This window comes from Nocardia pseudovaccinii NBRC 100343 (genome assembly GCF_001613225.1).
In the GTDB taxonomy this organism is placed as follows: Bacteria; Actinomycetota; Actinomycetes; order Mycobacteriales; family Mycobacteriaceae; genus Nocardia; species Nocardia pseudovaccinii.
The window spans coordinates 22,394-40,259 of record NZ_BDBY01000261.1; the positions used below are offsets into that span (position 1 = coordinate 22,394).

16 protein-coding genes, 1 tRNA gene and 1 pseudogene are annotated in these 17,866 nt (G+C 66.3%); 11 read left to right on the plus strand and 7 right to left on the minus strand.

The window, feature by feature from the left end:
- Positions 1-1,482: an MFS transporter gene (locus NP3_RS32390; RefSeq protein WP_063045539.1), complete on the plus strand. Its 1,482-nt coding sequence runs from the start codon at positions 1-3 to the stop codon at positions 1,480-1,482.
- 17 nt (positions 1,483-1,499) lie between these two features.
- Here the strand turns inward: NP3_RS32390 and NP3_RS32395 are convergent, their stop codons facing one another.
- Positions 1,500-1,913: a PPOX class F420-dependent oxidoreductase gene (locus tag NP3_RS32395; RefSeq protein ID WP_063045553.1), complete on the minus strand. Its 414-nt coding sequence runs from the start codon at positions 1,911-1,913 to the stop codon at positions 1,500-1,502.
- Between the two features lie 50 nt (positions 1,914-1,963).
- The gene (locus tag NP3_RS32400) at positions 1,964-3,580 is read right to left on the minus strand and encodes a PucR family transcriptional regulator (RefSeq protein WP_063045540.1); all 1,617 of its coding nucleotides are present in this window, start codon (positions 3,578-3,580) and stop codon (positions 1,964-1,966) included.
- Between the two features lie 120 nt (positions 3,581-3,700).
- Here NP3_RS32400 and NP3_RS32405 point away from each other — a divergent pair, with 120 nt between their 5' ends.
- Entirely contained in the window at positions 3,701-5,191 is a 1,491-nt protein-coding gene (locus NP3_RS32405; RefSeq protein ID WP_063045541.1) for a CoA-acylating methylmalonate-semialdehyde dehydrogenase, read from the plus strand.
- 2 nt (positions 5,192-5,193) lie between these two features.
- Positions 5,194-6,575, plus strand: a pseudogene (locus NP3_RS32410) (aspartate aminotransferase family protein).
- 135 nt (positions 6,576-6,710) lie between these two features.
- On the opposite strand, the gene NP3_RS48390 reads toward NP3_RS32410, so the two are convergent.
- A tRNA-OTHER gene (locus tag NP3_RS48390) sits at positions 6,711-6,846 on the minus strand.
- A gap of 144 nt (positions 6,847-6,990) precedes the next feature.
- Entirely contained in the window at positions 6,991-7,149 is a 159-nt protein-coding gene (locus NP3_RS48395; protein WP_157124706.1) for a DUF7873 family protein, read from the minus strand.
- Between the two features lie 304 nt (positions 7,150-7,453).
- On the opposite strand from NP3_RS48395, the gene NP3_RS32415 reads away from it, so the two are divergent.
- The gene (locus NP3_RS32415) at positions 7,454-8,131 is read left to right on the plus strand and encodes an NADPH-dependent F420 reductase (RefSeq protein ID WP_063045554.1); all 678 of its coding nucleotides are present in this window, start codon (positions 7,454-7,456) and stop codon (positions 8,129-8,131) included.
- A 367-nt stretch (positions 8,132-8,498) separates the two neighbouring features.
- Positions 8,499-9,314, plus strand: a complete 816-nt coding sequence (locus NP3_RS32420; protein ID WP_157124707.1) for a hypothetical protein — start codon at positions 8,499-8,501, stop codon at positions 9,312-9,314.
- Between the two features lie 81 nt (positions 9,315-9,395).
- On the opposite strand, the gene yaaA is transcribed toward NP3_RS32420, so the two are convergent.
- A complete protein-coding gene (gene yaaA, locus NP3_RS32425; protein ID WP_063045555.1) occupies positions 9,396-10,142 on the minus strand; it encodes a peroxide stress protein YaaA in 747 nt (248 codons plus the stop codon).
- Positions 10,143-10,200: 58 nt separating this feature from the next.
- Between yaaA and NP3_RS32430 the strand changes: the two genes are divergently transcribed.
- Entirely contained in the window at positions 10,201-11,955 is a 1,755-nt protein-coding gene (locus NP3_RS32430) for a proline--tRNA ligase (protein WP_063045543.1), read from the plus strand.
- A gap of 159 nt (positions 11,956-12,114) precedes the next feature.
- Positions 12,115-13,866 (plus strand): acyl-CoA dehydrogenase family protein, encoded by a 1,752-nt coding sequence (locus tag NP3_RS32435; RefSeq protein ID WP_063045544.1) that lies wholly within the window; start codon positions 12,115-12,117, stop codon positions 13,864-13,866.
- Positions 13,867-14,056: 190 nt separating this feature from the next.
- Here NP3_RS32435 and NP3_RS32440 read toward each other — a convergent pair whose 3' ends face one another.
- Positions 14,057-14,491: a ferritin-like domain-containing protein gene (locus NP3_RS32440; protein WP_063045545.1), complete on the minus strand. Its 435-nt coding sequence runs from the start codon at positions 14,489-14,491 to the stop codon at positions 14,057-14,059.
- Between the two features lie 76 nt (positions 14,492-14,567).
- Positions 14,568-15,194 (minus strand): hypothetical protein, encoded by a 627-nt coding sequence (locus tag NP3_RS32445; RefSeq protein ID WP_245721202.1) that lies wholly within the window; start codon positions 15,192-15,194, stop codon positions 14,568-14,570.
- Between the two features lie 205 nt (positions 15,195-15,399).
- Here NP3_RS32445 and rimP point away from each other — a divergent pair, with 205 nt between their 5' ends.
- From rimP to NP3_RS32465, 4 genes are all read left to right on the plus strand, one after another.
- Entirely contained in the window at positions 15,400-16,068 is a 669-nt protein-coding gene (gene rimP / locus NP3_RS32450; protein WP_063045546.1) for a ribosome maturation factor RimP, read from the plus strand.
- Positions 16,065-17,096 (plus strand): transcription termination factor NusA, encoded by a 1,032-nt coding sequence (gene nusA, locus NP3_RS32455; RefSeq protein ID WP_062992797.1) that lies wholly within the window; start codon positions 16,065-16,067, stop codon positions 17,094-17,096. Before rimP ends, nusA begins: the two co-directional genes overlap by 4 nt.
- A 176-nt stretch (positions 17,097-17,272) precedes the next feature.
- Entirely contained in the window at positions 17,273-17,551 is a 279-nt protein-coding gene (locus tag NP3_RS32460) for a YlxR family protein (protein WP_063045557.1), read from the plus strand.
- Positions 17,552-17,659: 108 nt separating this feature from the next.
- Positions 17,660-17,866, plus strand: a 207-nt coding sequence (locus tag NP3_RS32465; protein ID WP_157124708.1) for a translation initiation factor IF-2 N-terminal domain-containing protein, incomplete at its 3' end; no start/stop codon positions are given.

The window sequence follows — 17,866 nt, forward strand, 5'->3', positions numbered from 1 at the left end:
GTGCCAGACAATCCCGCTACGACGCCATATCCGGTGACGCGGCGGGCCTTCGGCCTGGCGATCCTGGTGCTGAGCGGGCTACAGCTGATGGTCGTCCTCGACGGCACGGTGGTGATTCTCGCCCTGCCGCGACTCCAGGACGAACTCGGTCTATCGAGCTCCGGTAGCGCCTGGATGGTCACCGCCTACGGTCTGCCGTTCGCGGGTCTGATGTTGCTCGGTGGCCGGATCGGCGACTCCTTCGGCCGCAAACGCATGTTCATCGTCGGCGTCGCACTGTTCACGCTGGCCTCGCTGCTGTGCGGACTCGCGCAGAACGAGGGCATGCTGATCGCGGCCCGCGCGATCCAGGGCACCGGCGCCGCGCTCGCGGCTCCGACCGCACTTGCCCTGGTGGCGACCACTTTCGCGCCCGGCCGGGTGCGCAATCAGGCGATCGCGATCTTCGGCTCTATGATGGCGGTCGGCTCGGTCGGCGGATTGGTGATCGGCGGCGCGCTCACCGAGGTGAGCTGGCGCTGGATCTTCCTGATCAATGTGCCGATCGGTGCGCTGATCCTCGTGGGCGCGGTGCTGCGGCTGCGCGATACCACCCACCACCGACTACCCCTGGACGTGCGCGGGGCGGTACTCGGCACCCTCGCCTGCTCTGCCCTGGTGTTCGGCGCGACCGAAGCGCCCGAATTCGGCTGGGACAGTCCGGTCATCATCGGTTCGATTGTCGCCGGTCTGGTGTTGTTGATCGTCTTCGTACTCGCCGAACGGTGGGTGGACAACCCGCTGCTGCCCTGGTCGCTGTTCGACAAGCGCGATCGGGTCGCCACCTTCGGCGCTATCTTCCTGGCCAGCGGAGTATTGGCCGCGACAACCTATTTCGCGGGATTGTTCGTGCAGAATGTCGTCGGTTACAGCCCACTGGTCGCCGGAGTCGCGTTCATCCCGTTCACCATCGGCGCGGGTATGGGCACCGCCACGGCTTCGCAGCTGGCGATGACGGTTGCGCCGCGCTGGCTGTTGAGCGGTGCCTCGGCGATTCTGGTCGTCGGGCTGTTGTTCGGCTCGACGCTCGAACGGGGCGTACCGTACTGGCCGACCCTGTTGGGGCTGTTCATCATGATCGGATTCGGCATCGGTATGGCCGTGGTGATCGTCCCGCTGTGCGTATTGGTTGGTGTCGCGCCGGAGAATATCGGCCCGCTCACCGCGGTCGGCCAGATGTTCATGAACCTCGGCACACCCGTCGCGATCGGTCTGCTCGCGCCGGTCGCCGCATCCCGCACGGTGTCGCTCGGCGGGCGAACGGGTAAGCCCGCCGGTATGACGCCCGCGGAGTTGGATGCGCTCGGAAGTGGTTACACGCTGGTGCTTTTCGTCACCGCGTTCGGCGCACTGCTGGTGGGGCTGGTGGCACTGACACTGCGCTACACGGCGGCCGAGGTCGGCCAGGCGCAGCACGCAAGGGAAGAGGCCGGGCAGGGCTGAGCCGCCCGGCCGTGAGCTCACAGGCGACCGGCGACCTTGCGCGGGGTCACCCGCACGATTACGCGGGGTCCGTCATTGACGGAGGCGGGGTTGAATTCGACGTACGGCAGCCCGGTGTAGTGGTGCGAAAGCTTGTTCGGCAGCGTCTTGTCGGGATCTGGGGTGATTGTGGCGGTGCCGCGAATCTCCGCGTACGCGTATGGATTATCCGGCGGATTGATCATCACCGTGATCCGCGGATCACGGGCGAGATTCTTGCCCTGCTGCCGATCCACCGTCGTGGAGAACAGCAGATCGTCGCCATCGCGCTCGAGCCAGATGACGGTCAAGTGAGGTTGTCCGTTCGGTCCGATCGTCGCCGCGGTCGCGAAGACCTTCGACTCGTCCAGGTACTTCTTCAACTCGTCAGAGAGCACAGCTGTACTGGTCATGCGCGGATAGAACATCCGTCGGCTCGAGAACATTCCCGATCCGATCGAAATCACCTGTCGGTCCTGGATTTCGAGTCGGCGGTCAGATCGCGAATGAGCAGTGCGGTATGCAGTGAGGTGCGGGATTCGCCGTCCTCGAGGTCGACGTGGAGAATCCGCTCGATGCGGGCGAGCCGGTCGTAGAGGGTCGGTCTGCTGATATTGAGCCGCTTGGCGAGTTCGGTCTTATTGCCCGCGACGTCGAGGAACTGCCGCAGCGTGCGGGTCAGATCGGCCGCATGCCGAATGTCGTAGCGCAGCAATGCACTCAGCTCCGTTTCGGCGAAGCTCTGTACACCGGGTTCGTTGCGGATCAGCGAGAGCAGTCCGCGCAGCCGGATGTCGCCGCTGCGATAGAACGGTCGCGGCCGATCAGATGCCGCGTCCAGCGATAACGCGACCTCGGCGATGTGCGCCGCCTGCGCCAATTCGCGTGCGGTGTCGAGCAGTGAATCCGCTTGCGCGCCAACACCTATGGCCACCCGCCGCACCCCCTCCACCCGCCGCACCTCGGCGATGATCGCCGAGCACACGGTGCGGAGCGTGTCATCGAGATCGGCGCTGCGCGGGATCGCGAGCACCATGCCGACGCGGTCGCCGTGCTCGGCCGCGGTCAATGCGGTGGCCTTCGACAGTCCGAGACCGTGGGTGACCGCGTCGACCACGCCCGCGCTGCGGCGCTGCCTGGCGACCTGATCGGATTCGGCAAGGGCGGCAACGTCTATCGCGAGCGGAACGTAGTGCGCGCGTCGGGTCGACAGGCCCAATGCGGCCGCCCTGGCCTGCGCGTCGCGTTCGTCGAGGACGCGGCCGTTGACCATATCGTCGATGAGTCCGGTCTGCGCTTGGCGATGCAGGCCGAAGCGATCCTTATCGATCATCCGATGCAGCGTCAGGGTCTGTGCGGCACGCTCGAGTACCATGCGGGCGCGCGGCGTCGCCAGCCCGCTCGAACGCAGGATCAGCCGACCCCAGCGCTGGGTATGCGGGCCGACCTGCACCACATCCCAGCCCTCGGGCAGCAGTCGCGAGGTGGTCTCCCAGTTCTCCAGAATCGCCGAGGTGCTGGTATGCCGGGCGGTCAGCGCCAGCACCCGGTGCGCCAGATCTTCCAGTACGACCGAGGAATCGAGCATGTCCGCGGCGGTCTCGACGATTTCGGCCAGCGCGGCGCGGCGCACGCTGAGCTCGGTGAACGTCTCGTGCACGGTGCGCGCGAATTCGAGTTCGGCGTACTGGTCGGCCACGATCACCCGGTGCACCGCCTCGGTGATCTCCACGAAGCGCGTGATGCGATGTAGCGCGATGACCGGGAGTCCGAGTGCGTCGGCGGTCTCGGCGACGATCGGCGATAACCGCGGCACGGCCTCGCCGAGCTCGACGACCAGTCCGGCGACCCCCGCGGCGGCCAGCGAATTCAGATACATGACCGTCGACTCGTCGCTGCCGGTCAATGCCAAGCCCGTAGTCAGCATCAGCTCGCCGCCGACCAGCAATTCGGCGACCTCCGGCAGGTCGCTCACATGCACCCACCGCACCGGCCGATCCAGCGCCGCCGCAACGACGACCTCTGGCTCGCCCGCGCGCACAACCGGCATCGCCAGCACATCGGCGACAGAGAGCAGCATCCGACAAATCGTAATAGGAAATCCGAAATCGCATACAGAACGTCGGGCCGAAATCGGGCATCGATGGTGCAGAGTCGAAACCACGACACCATCCGGCGCTCGGGATCGAATCGAGGAGATATGCAGACAATCGCGCACTGGCTCGACGGCAAACCCTTCGCGGGCACGAGCCCGGCGACCGCGCCGGTGACGAATCCGGCGACCGGGGTGGTGACCGGGCAGCTCGCACTGGCCGGTGTCGAGGATGCCAGGGCGGTGATCGCATCGGCGAAGACGGCGTTCCCGGAATGGCGCGATACCTCGCTGGCGCGGCGCACACAGATCCTGTTCCGCTTCCGCGAACTGCTCAACGAGCGCAAGGAAGAACTCGCCAAGCTGATCACCGCCGAACACGGCAAGGTGCACTCCGATGCGCTCGGCGAAGTGAACCGCGGTCTCGAAGTGGTCGAATTCGCCTGCGGTGTGCCGCATTTGATCAAGGGCGGCTTCACCGAGAACGCCTCGACGAAGGTGGACATCTTCTCGATCCGCCAGCCGCTCGGCCCGGTCGCGGTGATATCACCGTTCAACTTTCCGGCGATGGTGCCGATGTGGTTCTTCCCGATCGCGATCGCTGCCGGGAATACCGTGGTGCTCAAGCCGAGCGAGAAGGATCCGTCATCATCGCTGTGGCTGGCCGAGCTGTGGCACGAAGCCGGTTTGCCCGCCGGGGTTTTCAATGTACTGCAGGGCGATAAGGTCGCGGTCGACGAACTGCTCGACAATCCGCACATCAAGGCCGTCTCGTTCGTCGGCTCCACACCCGTCGCGAAGTACGTCTACCAGCGCGGCACCGCCGGTGGTAAGCGCGTGCAGGCGCTCGGCGGCGCAAAGAACCACATGGTGGTACTGCCCGATGCCGATCTGGATCTGGCGGCCGATGCCGCGGTGAATGCCGGATTCGGGTCCGCCGGGGAGCGCTGCATGGCGATCAGTGTGGTGCTGGCGGTCGGTGCGGTCGGCGACGAACTGGTCGCCAAGATCGCCGAGCGCGCGAAGACCATCAAGACCGGTGACGGCACCCGCGATACCGATATGGGTCCGCTGGTGACCCGCGAGCATCGTGATCGCGTCGCCTCCTATATCGATGCGGGCGAATCCGCCGGTGCCAGTGTCGTTCTCGACGGCCGGGGCGTCGAAGCCGATGGTGCAGCGGATGGATTCTGGCTCGGCCCGACGATTCTGGATCATGTGGGCACCGAGATGAGCGTCTATACCGACGAAATCTTCGGTCCGGTCCTGTCGGTTGTGCGCGTCGACGGCTACGACGAGGCGCTGGCACTGGTCAACGACAATCCCTATGGCAACGGGACCGCCATCTTCACCAATGACGGTGGTGCGGCCCGGCGCTTCCACAATGAGGTGGAGGTCGGCATGGTCGGCATCAATGTGCCGATCCCGGTTCCGATGGCCTACTACAGCTTCGGCGGCTGGAAGAATTCGCTGTTCGGCGATTCGCATGCGCACGGCATCGAGGGCGTGCATTTCTTCACCCGTGGTAAGGCCGTCACGACGCGTTGGCTCGATCCCAGCCACGGTGGTCTCGAACTCGGATTCCCGCAGAACAAGTAGCTATGCAGGAGAATTCGATGACCCTCCCGAATGGATCGGCACCCGAACTCGCCCGGCAGGCCGCCGCCCGCGCCTACGAGCTCGACCGCCGCCATGTATTCCACTCGTGGTCCGCGCAGGCGCACCGGACGCCGATGGCCATTACGGCCGCCCAGGGCTGCTACGTATGGGACGGCGACGGTAATCGGCTGCTCGATTTCTCGTCGCAGATGGTGAACACCAATATCGGTCACCAGCATCCGAAAGTCGTTGCCGCGGTGCAGGAGCAGGCCGCCAAGCTGTGCACCGTCGCACCGCAGCACGTCAACGATGCCCGCTCCGAGGCCGCCCGGCTGATCGCCGAGCGGACCCCGGGCGAACTCGACAAGATCTTCTTCACCAATGGCGGCGCCGATGCCGTCGAGCACGCGGTTCGGCTGGCACGCCTGCATACCGGCCGCTACAAGGTGCTTTCGCGCTACCGGTCCTATCACGGCGGCACCGAGACCGCGATCAACCTCACCGGCGACCCGCGGCGCTGGCCCAACGACCACGGCAACAGCGGTGTCGTCCACTTCTTCGGTCCGTTCCTGTATCGCTCGCAATTCCATGCGAGCACCGAAACCGAAGAAGCCGAAAGGGCTTTGGCGCATCTCGAGCAGACCATGGTGTTCGAGGGTCCGGATACGATCGCGGCGGTCGTGCTCGAATCCATCCCCGGCACAGCGGGAATCATGGTCCCGCCGCCCGGGTATATGGCCGGTGTCCGGGCGCTGTGCGACAAATACGGCGTCGTCTTCATCGCCGATGAGGTGATGTCGGGGTTCGGGCGCACCGGAAAGTGGTTCGCCATAGAGCATTTCGAGGGTGTCGTCCCCGACCTGCTGACCTTCGCCAAAGGGGTGAACTCCGGTTATGTGCCGCTCGGCGGTGTCGCGATCAGTCCCGCCATCGCGGCGACCTTCGATGATCGTCCGTACCCCGGCGGCTGACCTATTCAGGCCATCCGCTGGCGACGGCCGCCGCGGTCGCGACCATCAACGCGATGCGGGACGAGCGCATCGTGGAGAACGCCGCCGATATCGGTACCCGCGTCCTCGGACCCGGCCTGCGTCAACTCGCCGAACGTCATCCCAGCATCGGCGATGTGCGCGGGGCGGGTGTGTTCTGGGCACTGGAACTGGTGCGGGACAAGCGAACTCGCGAACCGCTCGCCCCGTACGGCGGGACCAGCGCGGCCATGACCGAAACGGTCGCCGCGGCCAAGGCGGCGGGCCTGCTGCTGTTCGTCAACTTCAACCGACTGCACGTCGTTCCGCCGTGCATCATCAACGAGGCCGAGGCCAAGGAGGGGCTGGACATTCTCGACCACGTACTCGCGATCGCCGACGAGCACACGCTCTGACCTGTTCCAACGCAAGGGAACCCGAGGGCGTAGCCTGCCCTCGGGTTCCTTGGCGCCACCCAAATTCGCGCACCGGGTCGGTGGGATCGGATCAGACTGATACGACGTGTCATACGATTAGACCATCTTCCATTGTGGCTGGAAGAACGGGATTTGAACCCGTATCTCGTCGCGATTGTGTCCTTCCTCGTGATCGGGTGTTCGGCGGCGAATGCTCAATCTGGAGCGAGAGTCTGAGATTCCGGCTGCCTCTACCGCTTTGGGCTATCCGGGCCTGTGCCCGGAGCGGGATTCGAACCCGCACTGTCACCGTGTCTTCAGGCTTATCTTCAGTTCGAGTTTGCGCTCTTGCGCTTCCCCCGCACGCGGCGGGGGAGTCTGTGGGGTCGGGGGCGATAGTTCGCCCCCGACCGGTTCAGCGGAAGAGGTAGCGGAAGATCACGTCACCGGTCTTGCGGTCGGTGACCTGGCTTCCGTTCGCCTCTTCACGGGCGAATTTGACTGCCTGCAGACCGATCATTTTGCGCGCATCCGAGTTTTTGCGTGCGGGACGGCTGAAGGTGGTCGAGGTCATCACGCCGGGGACAGCCGAATCGGCTCCGCGCCGCTGCACAAGCCGGTTCTCGGCTGCCGGGCGCGCATGAAGCCTGGCGTCGGTGCCTTGGAGCGGTCGTCACAGCCGACCTCGACACCGAATTCGGTTCGTCGGCCGTCTCCAACGCGCCGACTGCGTCGGATTGTCGCTTGCGCGTGCTGGTGGCGGCGCTGTTTATCGCCGCGGAACCGTCGTCGAAGCCGGTGTGACCGTCAGCCGCGACATCGGGGCGCACCGATGGCATGTCGGAACAATCGCGGCCGCAACTCGGTTGGGATCGGGCATGACAACGCTTGGATTGATCGGTAGCGGGAATATCGGCGGCACGCTGGCACGGTTGGCCGTCGCGGCCGGACTCGATGTCGTGGTCAGTAATTCACGTGGCCCGGAAACGCTGGCGGAACTGGTGGCCGAGCTCGGGCCGCGGGCGCGCGCCGCCACCGCCGCGGAGGCCGCCGCGGCCGGTGACATCGTCGTGGTCACAGTGCCGTTGAAGAACTACCGGCAGGTCCCGGTGGAGCCGCTGGCAGGCAAGGTCGTCATCGATACCAACAACTACTACCCGGACCGCGACGGCACCTTCCCCGAACTCGCGGACGGCACCACCACCAGCAGCGAACTGCTGCAACGCCACCTGCCGACCTCGAAGGTCGTCAAGGCCTTCAACAATATTTTCTATCCCCACTTGGCCGCCCTCGCCCGCCCCTCCGGTGACCCCGACCGCTCGGCCCTACCCATCGCGGGCGACGACGCCGCTGCGAAGCAGGCCGCCGCCGAACTACTCGACATCCTCGGCTTCGACATTGTCGACGTGGGCTCTGTGAAGGAGAGTTGGCGCTCCCAGCCCGACACCCCCGTCTACGGCGCCCCCTACGCCGCGGACCTCCCGTTCTGGGAGCACCCCGCTGCCCCCGCTCCCGCCGAAAAGATCCGCGCCGCCCTCGCCGCCGCGCAGCGCTGACAGCGCTCTGGACGGCACCACCCCGAGCAGGCCACAGGTGGTGTCACATATCCACTGGACGTCGCGCATAGGTTGCACAGCTTGTGCGCGGCGTTGCCCTGTTCTGCGCCAACCTCTGTCACTGTGGCTCGCGTGGCCAGGCAGGGGAGCGGCGTGGAGTTATGCACAGGGTGCGAGTTATCCACAATCCGTGGGTTGGGGCTTTCGGCTCGGCGGGGGTGGTCGGGAACATCAGGGGGTGGACATACCTCGAACTATTTCCCGGCGGAATGCGCTGGAAGCTGGATTCACCGGACGTGAGCTGAGCAGGCGGCCTTGGCAGCGGGTGTGTCGGGGGCAGTACGTGAGTGCGGTCGATATCGGCGAAATGTCTACTGAACAAAGGCATCTGGTGCTGACCGGTGGTGTCGCCGCGGGCTCCAGTTCAGCTGCCGTCGTCAGTCATATCTCCGCGGCTGTCGTGCACGGTCTGCCGGTGTGGTCGATCCCGTTGGCACGGGTTCATTTGACCCGCAATCGAAGAACCGGGGCACGCACGGGTAGCCGGGTCATGATGCACGCCGCGTCCATCGAGTCGGACGAGGTGGTGCGGATCGGCGACCTGCGGGTGACGACAGCGGCGCGCACGATCGTCGACCTGGCAAGAACTGTGCCCTTCGAACAGGCTGTCGTGATGGGTGATGCCGCACTGCGCCTCGGGCGTACCAGCAGTGCCGAACTGGCGGAACAACTACTGCGGGCGAACGGCCGCCCGGGCTGTCCGGCCGCGCGCCGCGTCATCGACTTCCTCGACGGCCGCGCCGAGAGTCCCGGCGAATCGCGGAGCCGGGTTGTCTTGTGCCGTGCCGGACTGCCCGCACCGGAACTCCAGTCGACCATCCTGGATATCAACGGCGGATTCGTCGCTCGAGTCGATTTCCTGTTCCCGACGCTGGGCGTCATCGGTGAGTTCGATGCAATGATCAAGTACCGCAACAACTCCCGCCACGGCTCGCCCGAATCCATCATGATCGCCGAAAAGCTCCGCGAGGACGCCCTGCGCGCCCTGGGTTGGGCCGTTGTCCGCTGGACCTGGCCTGACCTCGACACCCCGGACCGCTGGCTGACCCGGCTGGCCCGAGCCGCCGCCTTCGCTCACCGGTTCCACCGAGTCGGTACCTGGTGTGCCACCGAGCGCGGATGACTGACGCAACCCACCGACTTCCGCGAGTAAAGCGCTCACACAGAGCCAGCGCATACCTCGCAGAAGGCCGCGGGCCGTACCTCAGCTGGTGATGATGAGGAGTTCGGTGGGGGAGGCTATTTCGGCGCGGAGGCCGGATTTGGTGGCTATGCGGGCTACGGCACGGATGTCGGTGGGGTCGGCGCGGGTGAGGACGAGGGCGCGGGCGAGTAGGCCCTTGTGGTGTTTGTTGAAGTGGCTCACCACGGTTCGGGAGCCGTCCGGATGTTCGGTGAGGACATTGGCGGTGATGGCGTCGGGGATGCGGCCGAGCTGCTGGTAGGTGCCCGAGCGCAGGTCGATGACGAGTTCACTGGCGGCCTCGGCGACCAGCGCGTCGGGCAGGACATCGCGCCAGATGGCGGAAAGGGTCGGGAGGCCGGGAAGTTTGGCACCGCCGGATAGCCGGTAGGCGGGGATGAGGTCATCGGCGCGGACCGCGCCGAACAGGGCGGAGCCGATGCCGAGGCGGGCATAGGCCTTGGCGCGTTGGACCTTGGTGAAGGAGCGGGCATCGAGGGCGTCGTAGAGCACGCCGGTGTAGCGCTCCAGTGCGGGCCGGGTGGCTGACGTGCGCAGCGTCGCATTGCGCGCGATCTCGGTATCGGCCCCCTTGCCGAGGCCGAGCACCGCGCGCGAAGCGTCCGGGTCGGCGGCCAGCTTGACGATCTCGTGGATGAGCCGGTCGCGCACCGCCGTGAGCTGCGGCATCGCCAGCGACGCCAGCTCCAGCGGCACATCGGTTCCGCCATCGGACTTGGTTTCGGAAGGGGGCAGCAGCACCAGCACGAGCGGATAGGGTAATGCGTTGCAGACATCGTCGGGCCAGCGACTACCCTGTCGTTCCGTGATCACCCGCCTCTCCCACCTGTTCCTGCGTACCCTGCGCGACGATCCCGCCGACGCCGAGGTGCCCAGTCACAAACTCCTCGTCCGCGCCGGATATGTGCGGCGCATCGCCCCGGGCGTGTACTCGTGGCTGCCGCTGGGCCTGCGGGTGCTGCGGCGGGTCGAGCAGGTCGTGCGGGAGGAGATGAACGCCATCGGCGCACAGGAGATCTCGCTGCCCGCGCTGCTGCCGCGCGAACCGTACGAGACCACCAACCGGTGGACCGAATACGGCGACGGACTGTTCCGGCTGCAGGACCGCAAGGGTGCGGACTATCTGCTGGGGCCTACGCACGAGGAGTTGTTCGCGCTCACGGTGAAGGGTGAATACAGCTCGTACAAGGATCTGCCGGTCACGCTCTACCAGATCCAGACCAAGTACCGCGACGAGGAGCGGCCTCGCGCGGGCATTCTGCGCGGCCGCGAATTCATCATGAAGGACTCCTATTCCTTCGATCTCGACGAGGACGGACTGAAGGCAAGCTACACCGCCCATCGCGAGGCCTACCAGCGCATTTTCAACCGGCTCACGGTCAAGTACGTCATCGTCGCGGCCACCTCGGGTGCGATGGGCGGCAGCGCGTCGGAGGAATTCCTCGCGGACAGCCCGGTCGGCGAGGACACCTACGTGGTGTGCCGCGAGTCCGGCTACGCCGCGAATGTGGAAGCGGTGGTCACGCCCGCTGCCGAACCGCAGCCCATCGAGGGCCTGCCCGCGGCCGTCGTACACGACACCCCGAACACCCCGACCATCGCGACGCTGGTGGATTGGGCGAACGGTGCGGGCTTCTCCGCGCAACCTGTCACCGCGGCCGACACCCTGAAGAACATCATGGTCAAGCTGCGCCACCCGGACGGCAAGACCGAACTGCTCGGCATCGGCATTCCGGGCGACCGCGAGGTCGACGACAAGCGCCTCGGCGCCGCCGTCGAACCCGCCGAGGTGGAACTGCTCACCGAGGCCGATTTCGCCGCCAACCCGTTCCTGGTCAAGGGCTACATCGGCCCGAAGGCATTGCAGGCCAACGGTGTTCGCTACCTCGTCGACCCGCGCATCGGCACCGGAACCAGCTGGATCACCGGTGCCGACGAGCCGGGCAAGCACGTCGTCGGCCTGGTCGCGGGCCGCGATTTCACCCCCGACGGCACCATAGAGGCCGCCGAGGTGCGTGACGGCGATCCCTCGCCTGACGGGCGCGGCGTCCTGGTATCCGCGCGCGGCATCGAGATCGGCCACATCTTCCAGCTCGGCAACAAGTACACCGACGCGTTCGAGGTCGATGTGCTCGGCGAGAACGGCAAGCCGGTGCGGCTCACCATGGGCTCCTACGGCGTCGGCGTCTCCCGCATGGTCGCGGTGATCGCCGAACAGCAGCACGACGAGAAGGGGCTGCGCTGGCCGCGCGAGGTCGCCCCGTTCGACGTGCACGTGGTGATCGCGAACAAGGACGACTCCTCGCGCGAGGGCGGCGAACAGGTTGCGGCGCTGCTGGATACGGCCGGACTCGAGGTCGTCCTGGACGACCGGAAGGCCTCGCCCGGTGTGAAGTTCAAGGATTCCGAGCTGATCGGCGTTCCGCTGGTCGTGGTCGTCGGCCGCGGCTGGGCCGAGGGCAAGGTCGAGATCCGCGACCGCTTCACCGGCGAATCCACCGAGGTCCCGGCCGATTCGGTAGTCGAATCGGTGCTCGCGCAGGTCCGCGGCGGGCGGTAGGTCGGCCTTCGACAACCGGTAGGGAAGCCCGGTCGACCGAGCCCGGTCGGCCGGGCTTCTCGCATTCGTCCGTACCTACGGTTCCGTAGGCACGATTCGTGGCGCGCGGTAATCCCGGACCCGCTTCTTACTGCTGTTACTCGCTGGTAAGTTAGCGGCATGACGAGCACCGACGCGTTGTTGTTCAACCCCACCAGCTATGACCCGAAGCAGTTCGACGCCGAGACACGGCGGCTGCTGAAAGCCACCATCGAGTGGTTCGAGTCGCGGGGCAAGCGGCAGCTGCTGGCCGATGACGCGGATGCGGTGTGGGTGTCGGACTTCCTCGAGTTCGTCAAGAGGGAGCGTCTGTTCGCGACCTTCCTGACTCCGGCCGCCTATGCCGACGGCGACGCGAACCGGCGGTGGGACGGTGCGCGCAATGCGGCGCTGTCGGAGATCTTCGGCTTCTACGGTCTCGCGTACTGGTACGCCGAGCAGGTCACCATCCTGGGGCTCGGGCCGATCTGGCAGAGCGATAACGAGGACGCCAAGAAGCGCGCGGCCGCCGATCTCGCCGACGGCCAGGTGATGGCATTCGGTCTGTCCGAGCGCGATCACGGTGCCGACATCTACAACACCGACCTGATCCTGACGCCGACCGAGCCGGGCAGTGCCGATGCCGAGGCCGGTATCCTGTTCCGCGCCAATGGCGTCAAGTACTACATCGGTAATGGCAATGTCGCATCGATGGTGTCGGTGTTCTCCCGCCGCGCCGATATCGAGGGCGCGGACGGCTATGTGTGGTTCGCCGCGGACAGCCGCCACGACAACTACGAGCTGATCGACAACGTCATCCACGGTCAGCTGTATGTCAGCACCTTCGCGCTGCACGACTACCCGGTGACCGCCGCCGACATCCTGTCCACCGGTCCCGAGGCCTTCTCCGCCGCGCTCAACACCGTCAATGTCGGCAAGTTCAACCTGTGCCACGGCAGCATCGGCATGGTCGAGCACTCGTTCTACGAGGCCATCACGCACGCCGACAACCGCATCCTCTACGGCCGGGCCGTCACCGAATTCCCGCATGTGCGAACGAATTTCGTGGATGCGTACGCGCGCATCGTCGCGATGAAGCTGTTCAGCGACCGCGCCGTCGACTATTTCCGCAGCGCCGGCCTGGAGGACCGCCGCTACCTGCTGTTCAACCCGATGACCAAGTCCAAGGTGACTTCCGAGGGCGAGACCGTCATGACGCTGCTGCTGGATGTGCTCGCCGCCAAGGGATTCGAGAAGAACACCTACTTCGCGCAGGTCGCCCGCTATATCGGGACGCTGCCCCGGCTCGAGGGCACGGTGCACGTCAATGTCGGTCAGATCCTGAAGTTCATGCCGAACTACCTGTTCAACCCGAAGGACTACCCCGAGATCGGCACCCGGGTCGATGCGGCCGACGACGAGTTCTTCTTCCGGCAGGGCCCGGCTCGTGGCGCGGGCAAGGTGCAATTCGCCGACTGGACTCCGGTATACGAAAAGCACGCCGATCTGCCGAATGTAGCGCGCTTCTACGAGCAGGCCCAGGCCCTGCGCACCCTGCTGACCACGGCGGCACCCGATGCCGATCAGCAGAAGGACCTCGACTTCATGCTGACCATCGGCCACCTGTTCTCCCTGGTGGTCTACGGCCAGCTGATCCTGGAGCAGGCCGCAGTCACCGGCCTGGACCGCGACATCATCGAGCAGATCTTCGACTTCCAGATCCGCGACTTCAACGGCCACGCCACCACCCTCTACGGCAAGCCCTCTGCCACCCCCGACCAGCAGGCCTGGGCCGCCTCCGCCCTGCGTCCACCGGTCGCCGACCGGCCCCGCTTCGACCGCGTCTGGGCCGAAGTCGCCGCCTACGACGGTACCTACGAAATGCGCCCGTAGTCACTCGCACCCGCCGCGCACGAATTCGCTGACGAATCCGTGCGCGGCGCGCGAAAACTGCCCGCTGGTCGCTGCGGGTGTCGAGATCCGCGGCCGTGGTCGCCATCGTCGGACAGCAGGACTCGAGCTGTTCGTAGTCCAGGTCCGGCAGTGGGTGTCGCGTTCGGGAAATTCGGCACGGAGCGCGCGGTCAGACCTTGCCAGGGAAGGCGACCGTCGGCGGATCGGCGCCCAGGATCGCTTGCCAGGTGGCCAGGCGCAGCGCGCATTCGGTGAGGGCGTCGACACCCGTCCGGCGGATCGATTCGGAGCTGCCGTTCTCGACGACCGCGCGCCAGGCTACGGCGGTGTCGGTCTCCACCGTGACGGCCAAATTCGCCGCCGGAATCGGATCGTTGACCGGGAAAGGCGTGGTGTAGGCGGCGTCCGGCGGCGGCACGGCGACTCCGGACGCCTTCAACGCATCGATGGTGGTGTCGCGGCGGGCACGGTGGGCGGCGGTGTCCTGCGCGACCATGCGGACTCGCTCGGCGGAGGCGTAGGCCGCGATCACGCCGTAGGCGTACACCGCCGCGTATTCGGCGCGCAAGGCGTCGAGCAGGGTTTGGCGTTCGGCTTCGGTCATGTGCGCATCCCTGTCCGGATCAGTTGAGCGGTGCGCACGGCATGGCGTGCGAGGTAGGTGGAGGCGGCGGCACGACTCATGCCAGCAACACCCCCGCCTGCGCCGCGCACGATGCGCTGATCGAGGCCAATAACCCTGCCCGATAACCGGATTGGGTGCGGGCGAGATCCCCCGCGGACTGCTGCGACTTGGCCAGCCGGGTGCGCAACTCGTCGATGCTCGGCGGCGTGGTGGGCGATCCGGATCCGCCCGATGCCGCGGGGGAAGTGCCGGAAGTGGACGGCGAGACTTCGCGGGTACGGTGCGCCGGAGTGGTGCCGTCACCGTAAACGCCGATCACACGGTTGATTTCGGCACGCAGCGCATCCGCGTGTGCGGTGCGTTCGTCCGCGATCGCGGTCAACGCGGCATGCCGCTGCGGCGTCACCGCGATCGCCGCCGTCGCGGCCGCTGCGTCGGCGCGCGCCAGGTTCTCTTGTGCGGCAAGCGGATCGGGTTGATACACCGTCTTGTCCGTACATCCGGCCACCGCGCCGACAGCTAGCACACCCACGGTCGTGCCGCCGGCCAGCCGCAACGCGGTGCGGCGGTCGACGATGCCGATGCGGCCGACACCGGCGCTGCCGTGCTGGGATTGATGCCGGTCGACGGGGATGCCGGAAGTGCACCCGGCGCGCGGCGGGGCGGGGAGGCGGATTGGCACGGCACCATCGTGCCAGATTCGCGCGGCACGGCCGACCGAGCGTCTACCGTGCGGTCGGTGCGAGGCCCGGCGCGCTGTATTGCGGTCGCGTGGCCAGGAAACTTGCTCGAGGCCGCTGGTCCTTTACACTCTCGAGGCGCGTTACGCTAGATCTCCGGTAGAGAAATTTCCCGCCGTCTGACAACTGAACCAGGAGCCGCCCCACATGCCCATGCCGACCGAGGAAAGGGTGAGCCAGCTCGTTGCTGGGCTCGTCGAGCGCCGAGGATTCGACCTCGAGGGTGTCGAGATCTCGACGGCGGGCAAGCATGTGGATGCCCAGGCTCGGGTGCAGGTGATCGTCGACAGCGATGCCGCTTCCGATCTCGATGCCATTGCCGGACTGAGTACGGAACTCTCCGAGGCCCTCGACAATGCGGGCGATTTCGGCGAGACGCCGTATCTGCTCGAGGTGACCAGCCCTGGCATCGACCGCCCGCTCACCGCCGACCGCCACTGGCGCCGCGCCCAAGGACGCAAGGTGCGGATCAAGCTACGCACCGGCGCGCCGTCGCCGGATCCGAAGTCATCGGACAAGTTCGAGGCCAGGGTCGGTGTTCTCACCGATGACACCGTGGCGCTGGTGCTCGGCGGGAAGAACAAGCCTCACCGGGTGACGATTCCGCTGGCCGATATCGCCGAGGCCGTCGTCCAGGTGGAGTTCAACCCGCCCGGCGCGCGGGAACTGGAACTCGCGGGCGGAGTCGCGCCCGGTCGTCCGCGGCCGGGGCAAGAGGAAGCGGTGGACCCCACCGCTGACGTCCGAGGAACAACCGATGTACCAACCAAATCTGTAGAAGCGTCCGATTCGCCGACCGAAGGGATCGTGGAATGAACATCGAAATCGAAGCCCTGCGCGCGATTGTCGCCGATAAAGGGATCTCGATCGAGACCGTGATCTCCGCGATCGAGTCGGCACTGCTCACGGCCTACCGCCATACCGAGGGCCACCAGCCCAACGCGCGCATCGATATCAACCAGAAGACCGGCGTGGTCCGGGTGATGGCGCGCGAACTCGACGCCGACGGCAATGTGATCTCCGAATGGGACGACACCCCAGAGGGTTTCGGCCGGATCGCGGCGACCACCGCGCGCCAGGTGGTACTGCAGCGGCTGCGCGATGCCGAGAACGAGAAGTCCTTCGGCGAATTCTCCACCCATGAGGGCGACATCGTCGGCGGCGTGGTGCAGCGCGATGCCCGCGCCAATGCCCGCGGCACTGTCGTGGTGCGTATCGGCAGCGAACTGCACGGCACCGAGGGACTGATCCCGCCCGCCGAGCAGGTGCCCGGCGAGAGCTATGAGCACGGCGACCGGATCAAGTGCTACGTCGTCGGTGTCTCCCGCGGCCCGCGTGGCCCGCAGATCACCCTCTCGCGCACCCATCCGAATCTGGTGCGCCGACTGTTCGCGCTCGAGGTGCCCGAGATCGCCGACGGTTCGGTGGAGATCGTCGCGGTCGCCCGCGAGGCCGGACACCGTTCCAAGATCGCGGTGCGCACCACCGTGCCCGGCGTCAATGCCAAGGGCGCGTGTATCGGCCCGATGGGTCAGCGTGTGCGCAATGTGATGAGCGAACTGGCGGGGGAGAAGATCGACATCATCGATTACGCCGATGATCCGGCGACCTTCGTCGGGAATGCGCTGTCGCCGTCGAAAGTTGTCTCGGTCACGATCGTGGATCCCGAGGCCCGCGCCGCCCGCGTGGTCGTCCCCGACTTCCAGCTCTCGCTCGCCATCGGCAAGGAGGGACAGAACGCCAGGTTGGCGGCCCGTCTGACCGGTTGGCGGATCGATATCCGCAGCGATGCCACCCCGGATGCGGGCAGTGGCAGTGTGCGGACGGAGGCGCATCGGAGTTGATCGATTCCCGCGAATCGAGCCCGCCGGATGACATGTTCGTAACTTCCGAAGGGGCGGGGTTCGGTGTTCCGAGCGGGACAGCGGTAGAGTGGTCTCAGGTTCAACGCGAGCCTTCGGTTTCTTTGCCCGAACGCATCACCGAGCTGACCCCGGCGCACCGACGCCGAGCGGCTCCGATGCGGACGTGCATCGGGTGCCGAAAGCGCGAGTTGGCCGTCGATCTGTTGCGGATCGTGGCGCAGGACTGTGAAACCGGTGACGGTTCCGAGGTTGTTGCGATAGTTCCCGATCCGCAGCGCAGACTTCCCGGACGGGGTGCCTGGCTGCACCCCGTTTCGGTTTGTTTGCGCACCGCAGAACGACGCCGAGCATTCGGCAGAGCACTACGAGTGTCCGGAAAACTGGATATCTCAGCCCTGGAGAAGTACCTCGAGAACAGGCACGAGCACTCATGAGCACACCGTGAAGCACCAACGATGAACGTCCATCGGAGATAACCCGAGGTCGTGCGGGCCCGCCACCCCTAGGCGGAGGCACTGCTCGACCTCTCAGTGAGGAGAGCAGTGGCAGGCAAGGCCCGCGTGCACGAGTTGGCCAAAGAACTCGGTGTCACGAGCAAAGAACTACTCGCAACGCTCAAGGAGCAGGGCGAGTTCGTGAAGTCGGCGTCCTCGACGGTGGAAGCACCCGTCGCACGTCGACTGCGCGAGTCGGTCGCGGGGAAGTCCGCCCCGTCGAACGGCACCGCGAAGTCCGGGGCCCGTCCGGGA

Bases quoted from the DNA above. Each gene is read 5' to 3' on its own strand.
- NP3_RS32395 (WP_063045553.1), bottom strand. From the start codon at position 1,913: ATGACCAGTACAGCTGTGCTCTCTGACGAGTTGAAGAAGTACCTGGAC.
- NP3_RS32400 (WP_063045540.1), bottom strand. From the start codon at position 3,580: ATGCTGCTCTCTGTCGCCGATGTGCTGGCGATGCCGGTTGTGCGCGCG.
- NP3_RS32405 (WP_063045541.1), top strand. From the start codon at position 3,701: ATGCAGACAATCGCGCACTGGCTCGACGGCAAACCCTTCGCGGGCACG.
- NP3_RS48395 (WP_157124706.1), bottom strand. From the start codon at position 7,149: ATGACCTCGACCACCTTCAGCCGTCCCGCACGCAAAAACTCGGATGCG.
- NP3_RS32415 (WP_063045554.1), top strand. From the start codon at position 7,454: ATGACAACGCTTGGATTGATCGGTAGCGGGAATATCGGCGGCACGCTG.
- NP3_RS32420 (WP_157124707.1), top strand. From the start codon at position 8,499: ATGTCTACTGAACAAAGGCATCTGGTGCTGACCGGTGGTGTCGCCGCG.
- NP3_RS32435 (WP_063045544.1), top strand. From the start codon at position 12,115: ATGACGAGCACCGACGCGTTGTTGTTCAACCCCACCAGCTATGACCCG.
- NP3_RS32440 (WP_063045545.1), bottom strand. From the start codon at position 14,491: ATGACCGAAGCCGAACGCCAAACCCTGCTCGACGCCTTGCGCGCCGAA.
- rimP (WP_063045546.1), top strand. From the start codon at position 15,400: ATGCCCATGCCGACCGAGGAAAGGGTGAGCCAGCTCGTTGCTGGGCTC.
- nusA (WP_062992797.1), top strand. From the start codon at position 16,065: ATGAACATCGAAATCGAAGCCCTGCGCGCGATTGTCGCCGATAAAGGG.
- NP3_RS32460 (WP_063045557.1), top strand. From the start codon at position 17,273: ATGCGGACGTGCATCGGGTGCCGAAAGCGCGAGTTGGCCGTCGATCTG.